12 protein-coding genes are annotated in these 13,925 nt (G+C 70.7%); 1 reads left to right on the top strand and 11 read right to left on the bottom strand.

The annotated features are described in order from the left end of the window. Positions 1-279: 279 nt before the first annotated feature. The 8 genes from AC3ETA_RS02520 to AC3ETA_RS02485 form a co-directional block, all read right to left on the bottom strand. Positions 280-1,251 (bottom strand): N-acetylglucosamine kinase, encoded by a 972-nt coding sequence (locus AC3ETA_RS02520; protein ID WP_432191143.1) that lies wholly within the window; start codon positions 1,249-1,251, stop codon positions 280-282. Continuing rightward, positions 1,242-2,507 carry a 6-phospho-beta-glucosidase gene (locus tag AC3ETA_RS02515; protein ID WP_432191142.1) on the bottom strand — a complete coding sequence of 422 codons (1,266 nt, stop codon included), beginning with the start codon at positions 2,505-2,507 and terminating at the stop codon, positions 1,242-1,244. The genes AC3ETA_RS02520 and AC3ETA_RS02515 overlap by 10 nt, the downstream gene beginning before the upstream one ends. A 7-nt stretch (positions 2,508-2,514) precedes the next feature. Next, entirely contained in the window at positions 2,515-3,405 is an 891-nt protein-coding gene (locus AC3ETA_RS02510; RefSeq protein WP_346180115.1) for a carbohydrate ABC transporter permease, read from the bottom strand. Between the two features lie 2 nt (positions 3,406-3,407). Then, positions 3,408-4,349 carry a carbohydrate ABC transporter permease gene (locus AC3ETA_RS02505; protein WP_432191141.1) on the bottom strand — a complete coding sequence of 314 codons (942 nt, stop codon included), beginning with the start codon at positions 4,347-4,349 and terminating at the stop codon, positions 3,408-3,410. Between the two features lie 7 nt (positions 4,350-4,356). Further along, complete coding sequence (locus AC3ETA_RS02500; RefSeq protein WP_432191140.1) at positions 4,357-5,718, bottom strand: ABC transporter substrate-binding protein; 1,362 nt, start codon at positions 5,716-5,718, stop codon at positions 4,357-4,359. Between the two features lie 91 nt (positions 5,719-5,809). After that, positions 5,810-7,021: an ROK family transcriptional regulator gene (locus tag AC3ETA_RS02495; protein WP_432191139.1), complete on the bottom strand. Its 1,212-nt coding sequence runs from the start codon at positions 7,019-7,021 to the stop codon at positions 5,810-5,812. A 159-nt stretch (positions 7,022-7,180) separates the two neighbouring features. Beyond that, positions 7,181-8,668, bottom strand: a complete 1,488-nt coding sequence (locus tag AC3ETA_RS02490; protein ID WP_432191138.1) for an MFS transporter — start codon at positions 8,666-8,668, stop codon at positions 7,181-7,183. Between the two features lie 235 nt (positions 8,669-8,903). Continuing rightward, positions 8,904-9,998, bottom strand: a complete 1,095-nt coding sequence (locus AC3ETA_RS02485) for a mechanosensitive ion channel family protein (protein ID WP_432191137.1) — start codon at positions 9,996-9,998, stop codon at positions 8,904-8,906. 317 nt (positions 9,999-10,315) lie between these two features. Between AC3ETA_RS02485 and AC3ETA_RS02480 the strand changes: the two genes are divergently transcribed. Beyond that, positions 10,316-10,852, top strand: a complete 537-nt coding sequence (locus AC3ETA_RS02480; protein WP_109498769.1) for an HNH endonuclease — start codon at positions 10,316-10,318, stop codon at positions 10,850-10,852. A 412-nt stretch (positions 10,853-11,264) separates the two neighbouring features. Here the strand turns inward: AC3ETA_RS02480 and AC3ETA_RS02475 are convergent, their stop codons facing one another. The 3 genes from AC3ETA_RS02475 to AC3ETA_RS02465 are packed head-to-tail and all read right to left on the bottom strand — an operon-like array spanning position 11,265 to position 13,836. Then, complete coding sequence (locus tag AC3ETA_RS02475; RefSeq protein WP_432191136.1) at positions 11,265-12,611, bottom strand: FtsX-like permease family protein; 1,347 nt, start codon at positions 12,609-12,611, stop codon at positions 11,265-11,267. Next, the gene (locus tag AC3ETA_RS02470; RefSeq protein ID WP_432191135.1) at positions 12,608-13,306 is read right to left on the bottom strand and encodes an ABC transporter ATP-binding protein; all 699 of its coding nucleotides are present in this window, start codon (positions 13,304-13,306) and stop codon (positions 12,608-12,610) included. Before AC3ETA_RS02470 ends, AC3ETA_RS02475 begins: the two co-directional genes overlap by 4 nt. Further along, positions 13,303-13,836 carry a PadR family transcriptional regulator gene (locus AC3ETA_RS02465; RefSeq protein ID WP_432191134.1) on the bottom strand — a complete coding sequence of 178 codons (534 nt, stop codon included), beginning with the start codon at positions 13,834-13,836 and terminating at the stop codon, positions 13,303-13,305. Before AC3ETA_RS02465 ends, AC3ETA_RS02470 begins: the two co-directional genes overlap by 4 nt. Positions 13,837-13,925 lie beyond the last annotated feature (89 nt).

Raw genomic sequence — 13,925 nt, 5'->3', positions numbered from 1 at the left:
CGGGTTCGTTGTGGGTCGGGGCCGTGCCGGGGGGTGTCCGTCCTCGGTCGGGCGGTTGCCCGGCATCAGGAGGGTGCTGTTCGTTGACGCCCGCCGCTGCGGGCGGACACCCCCGGCACGGCCCCTTGCCGCCGTGGGCGACTGCGACTCCCCAGGGGCGCGGGGGACTGCGCGAACGGTTGTGACGGGTGCGGTCACGGCTTGGCGCGGGCCCGCTGCAGCGCCTTGTTTCTGGGGGCGCGGGGAACTGCGCGAACAGTCACCGCGGGTCCGCCGTTCCTACCGTTCGAAGTGGCCGCGGAGGCGGGTGTGGACCTCCGGGGGTGCTTCTACGGCGTCCAGGCCCAGCAGGGCCGCTCCCAGTACCGGGTTTGCCGTGACCACGTTCGGGACTGCCTTGGGGGCACGGGATGCCAGCAAGTCCCGGATGGTGTCGATCAGTTGGGGGTGGCGGGCGGCCAGGACTCCGCCGCCCAGCAGGACCGGTGTCTCCTCCTCCAGCAGGTCCAGGCGGGTCAGGGCGACCGTGGCCATCGCGACCACCTCGTCGGCCAGGCGGTCGATGACGGAGCGGGCGATCGGGTCGCCGGATGCCGCCGTGGCGAAGAGGACCGGGGTCAGCTCGTGGCGGCGGATGTCCTCGATGCGCTCCAGGTGCAGGGACTCGATCAGGGCGTACATCGTGGGCAGGCCGAAGTGGGCGGGGAGGGTGTGCTTGAGGTCCGTGGGTGCGCCTCGGCCGTCCTCCGCCCGTGCCGCGTGCCACATGGCCTCCTCCGCCAGGCCCCAGCCGCCGCCCCAGTCACCGGAGATACGGCCCAGCGCGGGGAAGCGGGCCGTGCGGCCGTCGGGGCGCATGCCTACGCAGTTGATGCCGGCGCCGCACACGACGGCCACACCGCGGGGTTCGGTCACTCCGGCGCGAAGGATCGCGAAGGTGTCGTTGCGTACCTCCACCGTTGTGCCCCACCCGCGTGCGTGCAGCGCCGTCGCCAGGGTTTCCTCCTCGACCGGGAAGTCGGCGTTCGCCAGGCACGCCGAGACGTGGTCGACGGCGGTCACGCCGGCGGCGGTGAAGGCCTCGTCCACCGCCTCGGCGAGCGTGTCCATCGCCTGCTCCACACCCACGGCCGGTGGCCGGAAGCCGCCCGCGCGGGCGGTGGCGAGGACGCTTCCGTCGGCCGCCACCACTGCCACGTCGGTCTTGCTGTTGCCCGCGTCGACGGCGAGGACACGTGCGGTCATGCCCACGCGAGGTGCTCCCGGTTGTGTGCGATGAGTTCGTCGGTGAGTCGTTCCGCATACTCGTACTGGCCGATGAGGGGGTGCGACAGCAGCGCCTTGAAGACGCGGGTGCGGCCGCCGTGCAGGGCCGCGTCGAGGGCCAGGTCCTCGTACGCCGTCACCTGGGCCATCAGGCCCGCGTACAGGGGGTCGACGTGGGAGACGGGGAGCGGGGTCGGGCCCTGCCTGCCGACCGCCGCCTGCACCTCGATCACCGCATCGTCGGGGAGGAAGGGCAGCGTCCCGTTGTTGTGGGCGTTGACCACCTGGTACGGGCTGCCCGCACCGTTCAGCAGCGCCGCCGCCAGGTCGACCGCCGCCTCGGAGTAGTACGCCCCGCCCCGCTTGGCGAGCAGCTCCGGCTTCTCGTCGAGGGCCGGGTCGGCGTAGAGAGCCAGCAACTTTCTTTCCATTTCCGCCACTTCTGCGGCACGGGACGGTTTGGTGCGCAGCTCGCGGACCACCTCGTCGTGCGCGTAGAAGTAACGCAGGTAGTAGGAGGGGACGACGCCCAGGCGGTCCAGTACGGCTCGGGGGAGGCGCAGGTCCGCGGCGATCGTCTCGGTGTGGTCGGTGAGCAGTTTCGGCAGGACGTTCTCGCCCTCGGGGCCGCCCAGGCGCACCCCGGTCTCCCAGGTGAGGTGGTTGAGGCCCACGTGGTCGAGGTGGACGTCGGAGGCGGACACGCCCAGCATCGTCGCGAACTTGCGCTGGAAGCCGATGGCCACGTTGCACAGGCCGACCGCCTTGTGGCCCTTCTGGAGCAGGGCCCGGGTCACGATGCCGACCGGGTTGGTGAAGTCGATGATCCAGGCGGTGGGGTTGGCGCGGCGCACGCGCTCGGCGATGTCGAGGACGATCGGGACCGTGCGCAGCGCCTTCGCCAGGCCGCCGGCTCCTGTCGTCTCCTGGCCCACACAGCCGCATTCCAGGGGCCAGGTCTCGTCCTGTTCGCGGGCCGCCTGACCGCCCACGCGGAGCTGGAGGAGGACCGCGTCGGCGCCGTCGACGGCCTTGTCCAGGTCCGTGGTGGTGGTGATCGTGCCGTCGTGCGCCTGCCGGGCGAAGATGCGGCGGGCCAGGCCGCCGACCAGTTCCAGGCGGTCCTGCGCCGGGTCCATCAGGACCAGTTCCGCGATGGGGAGGGTGTCCCGGAGGCGGGCGAAGCCGTCGATGAGTTCGGGGGTGTAGGTCGAACCTCCGCCGACCACGGTGAGTTTCATGCGTGCATCAACCCTTTACTCCGGTGAGCGTGACGCCCTCTACGAACGCCTTCTGGGCGAAGAAGAACACGAGGATCACGGGGGCCATGACCAGCACGGTCGCGGCCATGGTCAGGTTCCAGTCGGTGTGGTGGGCGCCCTTGAACGACTCCAGGCCGTAGGACAGCGTCCAGGCGCCGGGGTTCTCGGAGGCGTAGATCTGGGGCCCGAAGTAGTCGTTCCACGCGTAGAAGAACTGGAAGAGGGCCACCGCGGCTATGCCCGGCTTCGCCATGGGGAGGACGACCCGAAGGAGGGTGCGCAGTTCGCCGCAGCCGTCCACCTTCGCCGCGTCCAGGTACTCGTTCGGGATCGTCATCAGGAACTGGCGGAGCAGGAAGATCGAGAACGCGTCCCCGAACGCCATCGGGATGATCAGGGGCCACAGGGTGCCCGACAGGTCCAGCTGCTTCGCCCAGAACAGGTACATAGGGATGATCACCACCTGAGGCGGCAGCATCATCATCGAGATGACCAGCATCAGGGCTGTGTTGCGGCCTCGGAAGCGGAACTTGGCGAGCGCGTAGGCCACCGGGATCGACGAGACGACCGTGAGGACGGTGCCCAGGCCGGCGTAGATCAGCGTGTTCTTCCACCAGGTCAGAAAGCCTGGGGTGTCGAAGACCTTGGTGTAGTTGCCCCACTCCCAGGTGTCCGGGACGAGATCGCGGGTGAGTGCCTGCTGGTCGCTCATCAGCGAGGTCAGGACGACGAAGACGAAGGGCAGCGTGAAGAAGAGCGCGGCCGCGACGCCGAGGGAATGGACCGCTATCCACTCCAGGAGCGCCTTGCGGCGGGCGGTGCGCTCGGCGACGGACGGGGGATCCAACTGCACCGGCTTGTCGAGCACTTGGGTCATGGTCAGTCACCTGCCTGGATCAGTCCGCCCCGGCGCCGCATCAGCAGCGCGGTGAACGCCATGGCGAGGGCGAACAGTACGAGTGCGACCACACAGGCCGAGCCGTAGTCGAAGCGCTGGAAGCCGAGGTTGTAGACGAGCTGGGGGAGGGTGAGCGTGGACTTGTCGGGGTAGCCGGGCTCGAACTGCTGGCCGGAGCCGCCGATGATGCCGGAGGCGACCTTCCCGGCCACCAAGGGCTGGGTGTAGTACTGCATCGTCTGGATCACGCCCGTGACCACGGCGAACATCACGATCGGCGAGATGTTCGGCAGGGTGACGTAGCGGAACCGCTGCCAGGCCGACGTGCCGTCCAGCTCGGCGGCCTCGTACTGCTCCTTCGGTACGTCGAGCAGCGCGGCCATGAAGATGACCATGAGGTCGCCCACGCCCCACAGCGCGAGCGCGGTGAGGGCCGGCTTGGACCAGGCGGGGTCCGTGAACCAGCCGGGGGTCGGCAGGCCGAGGCTGTTGAGGACCGAGTTCACCGGTCCGGTACCGGGGTTGAGGAGGAAGACGAAAGCGAGGGTCGCGGCGACCGGCGGGGCCAGGTAGGGCAGGTAGAAGAGGGTCCGGAAGACGCCCGTGCCCGTCTTGATCTTGGTGATCAGGAGGCCGACGCCCAGGCCGAAGACCACCCGGCAGGTCACCATCACCAGGACGAGCCAGAGCGTGTTGCGCAGGGCGGGCCAGAACAGCGGGTAGTCGTTGAAGGCGTAGGCCCAGTTGCCCAGGCCGCGGAAGACCGGCGTGCCGAAGCCGTCGTACTTCATGAAGGAGAAGTACACGGTGGACACCAGCGGATAGGCGAAGAACACGCCGAACCCGATGAGCCACGGTGACAGGAAGGCCACCGTCCGAAGCGCCGACCTGCGGCGCTTCGCGCGGAGAGTGTGCGTGGACATCGGGAGGCTACTTCGCCTGCTCGATGTCGGTGTCGATCTGCTTCGCGGTCTTCTCCAGACCGGCCTTGAGGTCCTTCACCTTGCCGGACTCGTACTGGTAGCCGAAGTCCTGGAGCGTCGTCTGGTACGTGGAGCCGTTGACGGAGGCCGGCGGCGTGTTCGAGTGCGGGTTCTGGGCGATGTCCAGGAACGTCTTGAAACCGGGGTCCACCTTCAGGTCCGGCGACTTCAGCGCCTCGAAGGTGGAGGGCACGTTGTGGATGGCGTTGGCGAAGGAGACGACCGCCTGCGTGTCGGTGGTCAGGTACTTCACCAGTTCCCACGCCGCGTTCTGCTTCTCGCTCTGCGGGGCGATGCCGATGATCGTGCCGGAGAGGAAACCCTTGCCGTACTCGTCCACCTCGTCGTCGGCGACGGGCATCGGGGCGGTGCCGATCTCGAAGTCGACGCCGGCGTCCTCGGCCATCCCGAGCCGCCACTCACCGTCGAGCTGCATCGCCACCTGACCGGTCTGGAACGGGTGCTTGGCGCCCCACTCGTCACCGAAGGTGTTGCGGTACTTCTCCAGCTTCGCGAAGCCGCCGAGGTCGTCGATGAGCTTCTTCTGGTACGTGAACATCTCGGCGAACGCCGGGTCCTTGGCGATGTTGGACCTGCCGTCCTGGTCGAAGTAGGCGTGGTCCCACTGGGACATGTAGTGGTCCACGACCGTCTCGTAGCCGTGGTACGTCGGCATGAACCCGAGCTGCCGGTAACTGTCACCCTTGTTGACGGTCAGCTTCTCGGCGACCTGCGCGAACTCCGACCAGGTCTTCGGCGGCGACTTGATGCCGGCCTTCTCGAAGGCGTCCTTGTTGTAGTAGAGGCCGTAGGCGTCGCCCAGCAGCGGCAGGGCGCAGCGGGTGCCCTCGAACTGGGTGTAGTCCAGCATCGGCTCAGGGATGAGCTTGTCGAGGTCCAGCTGCGACTTCTCGATGAAGGGCTTCAGATCGAGGAAGGCGCCGGAGGAGCAGAACTTGCCGACGTTGGAGGTGGTGAACGACGACACCACGTCCGGCCCGTTCGAACCGCCCGCGCGCAGCGCCTGGTTGAGCTTGTCGTCGTTGATGTTGCCGACGACCTTCACCGTGATGTTCGGGTGCGCCTTCTCGAACGCGTCGACGTTCTCCTGGATCGCCTCGACCTCAGCCGGCGCGCTCCAGCCGTGCCAGAAGGTGATCGTCGTCCTGGCGTCGGGGTCGTCGTTCGCACCGGACTCCGACGAGCCGGTACAGGCCGTGGCGAGCAGGGCCAGAGAGGCGGAGGCGGCAAGCGCCGCGGTGGTCTTCCGGGACACGGAGGGTATGGCTTTCCAGGACTTTCCGGGCATGGCGAGGTCTCCCAGGGACGGGATGGGTGAAGGGAAGGCGGGGGGTGAGGCGAGAGGTGGGTTGCGGAGGTGAGCCGAACGGGGCGGGCGGTCAGCGCGAGGTGTTGAAGACCTCGTCGCGCGTGGTCGCCAGCGCGCTCTCCAACGCGCCCCGCAGCACTGGGTGTTCACGTACGTCGCCGACGACGAGCCGGGGCCTGGACGCGGCCAGTTCCTCCAGCTCGGACTGGACGAGGGCGCGCAGCACCTCGCCGCCGGCGGTCAGGGAGGCGCCGCTGAGGACGACCAGTTCGGGGTCGAGGACGGAGACCAGGGAGGCGAGACCGGTGGCCAGCCGGGTCGCGTAGGTCTGCAGGAGCAGCCGGTTGAGGACGGTGTCCTCGCCGGCGGCCCGCTCGACGAGGGTGGCGGCGGCCTCGGCGTACGGTGTCGACGGGACGGACGACATGCCGATCTCGCGAGCGAGCCGGGGGATGGCCTGGGAACCGGCCAGTTCCTGGTAGCCACCACTGTTGGCCTTGGTCACCTGCCGGACCAGGGGAGTGCCCGGAACCGGCAGGAAACCCACCTCGCCCGCACCGCCGGTCCAGCCGCGGTGCAGCCGGCCGCCGAGGACCAGGGCGGCACCGAGACCGCCCTCGTTCCACAGCAGCACGAAGTCCTCGTGGCCGCGGGCCGCGCCGAGCCGCTGCTCGGCCACCGCCACGAGGTTGACGTCGTTCTCGTACTCGACCGGCATCGGCAGGGCCGCCGCGAGTTCGTCCAGGAGTGCGGGCGTGTGCCAGCCGGGGAGGTGGGAGGCGTAGCGCAGCCGGCCCGTGTTGGGGTCGAAGGCGCCGGGGGTGCCGATGACGAGCCGGTGGACGTCGTCGCGGGCCAGTCCCGCCGCCTTCACCGCGCCGTCGAGCGCGTCGGTGACCTGGCGGACCACCGGCTGGGAGGGACGCCTGCCGGGGGTGGGCAGTTCGTACGACCCGACCGTGCGGCCCGTGATGTCGGAGACGGCGGCGAGGATGCGTTCGGGGGTGACGTCGAGCCCGGCGGCGTACGCGGCGGTCGGGTTGACCTCGTACAGCTGGGCGTTGGGGCCGGGGCGGCCCTCCGTCGTGCCGGTCGCCAGGACGAGGCCGGCGGCCTCCAGGCGGGCCAGCAACTGCGAGGCGGTCGGCTTGGACAGGCCGGTGAGCTTGCCGATCCGCGTGCGGGACAGCTGCCCGTGCTCCAGGAGGAGGTCCAGGGCGGCACGGTCGTTCATGGCGCGCAGGACGCGCGGGGTGCCCGGCGTACCGGCGGTTCCTGCCATGGTGTCGACACCTGCCTCTCGGCTGACCAGCTTCTCAGTGATCTATGACGGAAGTCCATCCAAGGTCACTGTTAGGAAAGTTTCCTATTCGCTGCGGAGGAACGTAAGCCCGGCGGGAAGTCGGCGTCAAGAGAGGTGGTCCGGCAGGCAACCGAGTCGTTACTTGAGGGCGCCGACCCGCCGGGCGTGCTCACGCCATGGGAGCAGGAGGGGCGTCGCGAGCAACAGGGCGCCGGCGAGAGCGATCGCCGTGCGCGGGCCGGTCAGGGCCGCCAGCCATCCCCACACCGCTGTCGTCGCCGCGGTCGCCGTCCTGGCGCTGATCGACCACGCCGCGAGGGTGCGGGTGACGCGGTCCGGCGGGGTCAGCTCCAGGCGGGACGTGGCGAGCACCGGGTTGAAGACGCCCGCGCAGGTGATCAGGCCGAACTCGACGGACATGACCAGCAGGAGGCCGGGGGCGCCCGGGCCGACGAAGGCCAGGCCGACGGGCCAGCAGGCGCGCAGGGTGCCGGTGGCGAGCAGGATCCGGTGGCTGCCGTGCCGGGCGGTCAGGCGCCGGGACAGCCGTGAGCCCAGCAGGCCGCCCAGGCAGGGCACGGCGAAGGCGAGGCCGTACTGCCAGGGGGCGAAGCCGAGCCGGCCGAGCATGAGGACGGCGAGCAGCGGAGCCTGCGCCATGATCAGGGAGTTGACCAGGACGGTGTTGAGAAACAGCGGGCGCAGGGTGGGCTCGGTGAGGAGATGCCGCCAGCCGGCCCGCAGGTCGCGCGCCCGGGGCCGCCCTGAGGGGGAGTCAGGGTGGGATTGTTGCCCTTCCTCGCGGGGCACGTGCCCTTCTCCGCAGGGTTGTTGCCTTTCTTTGCGGGGCGCGATGCCGCAGTCGCAGGGTTGTTGCCTTTCTTTGCGGGATGCGGAGCCGCAGTCGCAGGGTTGTTGCCTTTCCTTACGGTGCGCGACGCCCCAGCCGCAGAGTCGTTGCCTTTCCTTACGGGACGCGACGCCCCAGCCGCAGAGTCGTTGCCTTTGCTTACGAGGTGCGGTGCTCCAGCCGCGGGATCGTTGCCCCTCCTCCCCGCCGATCGCCCGGATGCCGAGCGCGGAGAGAAGGAAGCTGGTCGCGTTCGCCAGCACCGTCGCCATCGGGCCGAACGTCCCGAACGCCGCGCCGCCCAGCGGCGGGCCGAGTGCCGTGGCCGTCCACATCGTGGCCTCGAAGCGGCCGTTCGCCACGAGCAGGTCCTGCGGCGGCACCAGGGACTTCAGATACGCCCCGCTCGCCGCGTTGAAGGTGATGTCCGCCGCGGCCATCACCACCGACACCAACAGCAGCTGCCCGAGATCGAGCGCGTCCAGCGCGAACGCGACGGGCAGGCTCAGCAGCGCCGCGCATCGGATCAGATCCGCCGCGACCATCACGGGCCGCTTCGGCCGGAACTCCACCCACGCCCCGAGCGGCACCGCCAGCGCCGCCCCCGCCGCGAGCCCCGAGGCCGCGAGGAGTGACACCTCGGTCGCCCCGGCGTTCAGCACGACGACCGCGATCAACGAGAACGCGTCGAACGCCAGCCACGTGCCGAGAGAACTGACCGCGTAGGCCGCCCACAGCCACCCGAACCGCCGCCCCGACGACCGCCCGCCGGCCACCGCACACCACCCCGCTCACACGACCGCCCGCCGGCCACCGCACACCACCCCGCTCACACGTCCGCCCCCCGGTCCGGGCCATCCAAGCCAGTGGGATGAGCAGGGATCAAACAACCGAGGGACCTGGCCGTACAACCGGCGGATGTACACCACCGTGGAGACGGGGCCGCGGGCTCGGCGCGCGCAGAAAAGAGGGGCTCCCGGCGATGCCGGGAGCCCCTCTGCCGCGCTACGCCTACTTCGTCACGCTCGGCGGCGTCAACGGAGTGGCCGCCACGGACTGGGGTGAGGTGGTGCTCGCGTAGGCCGAGGGTGCGGCCATGCCCGCCGTCGGGTCGGCCGAGGTCTCGTCCTCGACGAGGACGGCGGCGCGGCCGACGATCGGGATGTCGGCGGCGTCGAAGGCGCGCTTGATGCGCCAGCGCAGCTCGCGTTCGACGGTCAGGGACTTGCCCGGCATCGTCTTCGCCGAGACGCGTACGACCATGGAGTCGAGCAGCACGCTGTCCAGGCCGAGCACCTCGATCGGGCCCCACAGGAGCTCGTTCCAGGGCTCTTCCTTGCTCATCCGCTCGGCGACCTCGCCGATGGTGGCCTTGACCTTGTCCAGGTCCTCCGAGGAGGAGACGGTGACGTCCACCCCGGCCGTCGACCAGCCCTGCGAGAGGTTGCCGATGCGCTTGACCTCGCCGTTGCGGACGTACCAGATCGCGCCGTTGTCACCGCGCAGTTTGGTCACCCGCAGGCCGACCTCGATGACCTCGCCGGAGGCCACGCCCGCGTCGATCGAGTCGCCGACGCCGTACTGGTCCTCGAGAATCATGAAGACGCCGGAGAGGAAGTCGGTGACCAGGTTGCGGGCGCCGAAGCCGATCGCGACACCCGCGACACCCGCGGACGCCAGCAGCGGGGCCAGGTTGATCTCGAAGGTGGACAGGATCATCAGGGCGGCGGTGCCCATGATCAGGAAACTGGCCACCGAGCGCAGCACCGAGCCGATCGCCTGCGAGCGCTGACGGCGGCGCTCCACATTGACCAGCAGACCGCCCAGCGCCGTGCCGTCCACCGCCTGCGCGGTGCGGTTCATCCGGTCTATGAGCTTGGTGATCGCCCGCCGCACGAACACTCTCAGCACCGCCGCGATCACCAGGATCAGCAGGACCCGGAGGCTGATCGCGAGCCAGGTGCTCCAGTTCTGCTCGACCCAGCTCGCGGCCTCGGCGGCGCTCTCGTGGGCGTCCTGGATCGACGGGACCGCCGGAGAGGTCGGCTCCGAGGGCGTCGGGGACGGCGACGGGTCGGCGGCCGGTAGGACGGCGGGCAGGGACACGGCAGGTACCTCCAGTGCGGCGACCCGCCCCTCCGGTCGGCGGTCAAGGTCACGAAAAGGTCACCGGCGGGGCAGGTCCACCACACTATCGGGGCATCGTGTGTGGATCGTCGCCATGTTCGAGGGAGGAGACGTGCCCACCGGGGGATGAACTGGTGGGATGAACCGTTCATCGTCCGGGGGATGAATGAGATGTGGTCGAAAACACTCCCAGCCCGTTACCGGCACATGGTGGCGCTTTCACCAGGCAAGAGGGGAGACTGACTACAGATCGTCCCGGCGCGAGCCACGCGCCGCCGACGCCCAAGGAGGCATCCGTGCCGCATGTCCTGGTCCTCAACGCGTCGTACGAGCCACTCGGCGTCGTACCGCTCCGCCGCGCGCTCGTCCTCGTCCTCGAGAACAAGGCCGTATGCCTCGAGGAGTCCGGCGCCTTCATGCACAGCGCAACCGTCACAGTCCCCGCACCCAGCGTGGTCCGGCTCAAGCGATTCGTCCGGGTTCCCTATCGGGGGCCCGTTCCTCTTACCCGCAGGGCGCTCTTCGCGCGCGACGGGGGCCGGTGCATGTACTGCGGTGGCGTCGCAACCAGCGTCGACCATGTCATTCCGCGCAGCCGCGGGGGCAAGCACGTCTGGGACAACGTGGTGGCGTCGTGCCGCCGCTGCAACCACGTGAAGGCCGACCGACACCTCTTCGAGATCGGCTGGCGGCTGCGCCACAAACCCGCTCCACCCACCGGACTTGCCTGGCGCATCATCGGCACCGGGCATAGGGACCCGCGCTGGTTGCCGTACTTGCAGCCATTCGGCGCGGACGACGCCTTGGCCCGGATCGACGGCATTTCCGCCTGACGATCCGGGCTTTCGCACACCTGGAGGACGGCGCGTGTGCCACCGGCCCCGGGGGTCCCTGTGCCCTCGGGGCCGGACGGCTGCCCGGGTGCGCGGCGGCGGCGGTTCGGACACCGGGTCAGGCGTGCGGCGATTCCGTTGTACGGCCGGCTCAGGCGTGCGGCGATTCCGTTGTGCGGCCGGGTCGGGTGTGTGGGGACTCCGTTGTGCGGCCGGGTCGGGTGTGCGGGGATTCCGTTGTGCGGCCGGGTCGGGTGTGCGGGGATTCCGTTGTGCGGCCGGGTCGGGTGTGCGGGGATTCCGTTGTGCGGCCGGGTCGGGTGTGCGGCGATTCCGTTGTACGGCGGGTCGGGTGTGCGGCGACTCCGCTGTGCGCCGGGTCGGGTGTGCGGCGACTCCGCTGTACGGCGGCCTAGGCGTACCGCAGTTCCGCGGGCCGTACCGAGCGTCGCAGCAGCGGCAGTGACATGGCCGCGGCCAGCAGACAGGCGGCGTACACGGCCACCGGGACCAGGACGGGCAGCAGCGGTACGGGCCCGGCCGCGTCGTCGATCAGCTCGGCCCATCCCACGTAGATCGCCGTGCCGCCGGCGCCCGCGAGCAGCACCGCCGGGGCGAGCGGCAGCGCCGTCTCCAGCAGCAGCGCCCGTCCCAGCACGCTCTGCGGCACCCCGGCCGCGGCCTGCGCGGCCAGTCCCCGGCGACGGGAGGCCAGCGACTCGGCCGTGCCGACGGCCAGCGCCGACAGCGTCAGCGCCAGCGCGACCAGGATCGCGGCGCCGGTGAGGTCGAGGCCGGTGGTGTAGTACGCGTTGCTCTCGGACAGCTGGGTGGTGCCGTTGACGATGTGCAGCAGCACCGAGCGGATGCCGGCGAAGGCCGTACCGACGACCGTCACGAGCAGCACCGCGGCATGGGTGCGGGCCGTCGCCCACGGGTCGTCCCGCAGGCGCTCCGCCGCGATCAGCAGCGCGGAGCGCTGGGCGCGGGCGGCGAGAGCGGTGCCGAGCCGTCGCGAGGACCAGCCCGCCAGCCAGACGGCCGCAGCGCCGAGCAGCAGACTCGTGGCGAACACCGTCAGCGGGCCGAGGGCGACGCCGAGCCGGTTGCCGCGGTACGTGTTCAGACCCACGTAGGCGGCCGACGCCACCAGGAGCACGGTCAGGGCGCCGAACGCCCGCCCGGGCCCCCGAGTCGGGCCTACCCGCCGTACCCAGCCCAGGGGCGAGGCCACCACGCGGCGCAGCGCCAGCGCGCTCACGGCCGCGCCCAGCACGGGGACGGCCACGGCGACGAGGGCGACACCGACCCAGGCCAGGGGCTCGGGGTGCTGCCACAGGCCCAGCAGGAGGGGGACGGAGACCGCCGTGGCCAGGGCGGAGCCGGCCAGGCAGGCCAGGCCCGCCTCCAGCGCCGCGATCCGGCGCACCTGAGCGGGTGCGGCACCCGCGAGCCGCAGTGCGGCAAGGCGCCGGTCGCGGTGCACGGCACCCACGCGGGCGCACTGCGCGAGGAACCCGAGCACCGGCACCAGCAGCATCAGCAGCGTGATCATCACGCCCTGGCGGTCACTGGCGTCGTCGAGCAGCCCCGAGCCGACCGACACCGAGTAACGGCCCCTGATCGAGGCGATCGTCGCGAACGCGAGCCCGATGCCGGTCGCGAGGGCCGCGCCGACCGCGGTGAGCGCGACCCGCCACCACTCGCGCCGGTCCGATCCGCGGGTGAGCAGCCAGGCCAGCCGGAGATCGGCGCTCATACCCCCACCTCCAGCGCCGGTACGGCGCCGTCCGCCAGCCGGAGCTCGCGGTCCGCGTACGCCGCGACCTGGGCGTCGTGGGTGATCAGCAATACGGCCGTGCCCGACTCGCGGGCCGTGTGCGTGAGGGCCGACATCACCTGCTCGCTCGCCAGGGAGTCCAGCGCCCCGGTCGGCTCGTCCGCGAAGACGACCTTCGGGCCGGTGACCAGGGCCCGGGCCAGGGCCGCCCGCTGAGCCTGGCCGCCGCTCATCTCGCCGGGCCGCAGCTCCCCCTGCCCGCGCACCCCGAACCGCTCCAGCCACTCACCGGCACTCGCCTGCGCCTCCTGCCGCCGGGCACCGCCGAGCAGCAGCGGCAGCGCCACGTTGTCCAGGGCCGTCAGCTCCGGGATCAGCTGCCCGAACTGGAAGACCACCCCGAACTCCGTACGCCGCAGCTCGCTCAGCCGCCGCTCGGGCAGCCGGTCGAGCCGCTCGCCGTCGTACGTCACCGCGCCGGAGTCCGGGCGGACGATGCCGGCCAGGCAGTGCAGCAGGGTGGACTTCCCGCTCCCGCTCGCGCCGGTGACGGCGAGGATCTCGCCCGGCCGCAGCTCGACCGTGGCGCCGCGCAGGGCCTCGGTCCTGCCGTGCGCCTTGACGAGGTCACGGGCCGCCAGAATCGGTACCGCGCCGTCCTCTTGGTTGCTCATGCCGGGTCGACCTCCGCGGTCAGGGTGGTGAGCCGGGCCGCCGTGGTCGTCATCCAACGGAGGTCGGCGTCGAGGTGGTTGAGGGCGTAGTCCGCCGAGAGCACCGACGCGAGATCGGCGCCGGGCGCGGTCTTGAGGGCCGTGAGCTCCCGCATGCGTGTCATGTGGGCGGCGCGTTGGGCCCGCAGATAGGCCTCCGGGTCGCCGCCGGACAGGATCGACACGACGACCTTGGCGAAGATCTCGTTCGTCACGAACGGCGCCGGCGGCGCGATCTCGCCCGCCCACTGGGCCAGTTCGCGCGCTCCGTCGTCCGTCGCGCGGTACATGGTCCGCTCCGGCCCGCCGTCGGAGTCGGTGCCGCCGACCTCGGCGAGTCCGTCGCGGACCAGCCGCTGCAGGGTCGTGTAGACCTGCCCGTAGGCCAGCGGGCGGGCCTGCGGGAAGCGTTCGTCGTGGCGTCGCTTGAGGTCGTAGCCATGGCTCGGCCCCGTGGCGAGCAGGCCCAGCAGGATGTGACGGGTGCTCATGGCGATCATTATGTACTGAGTACATGTACTGAGTGAATAGTCGGCGTCGAAAGGGCCGAGGAATCCTCGGCCGTGACACAGAATGTGAG

It is taken from the genome of Streptomyces sp. bgisy027 (genome assembly GCF_057710365.1).
This window is presented reverse-complemented; position numbering and strand designations above follow the sequence as displayed.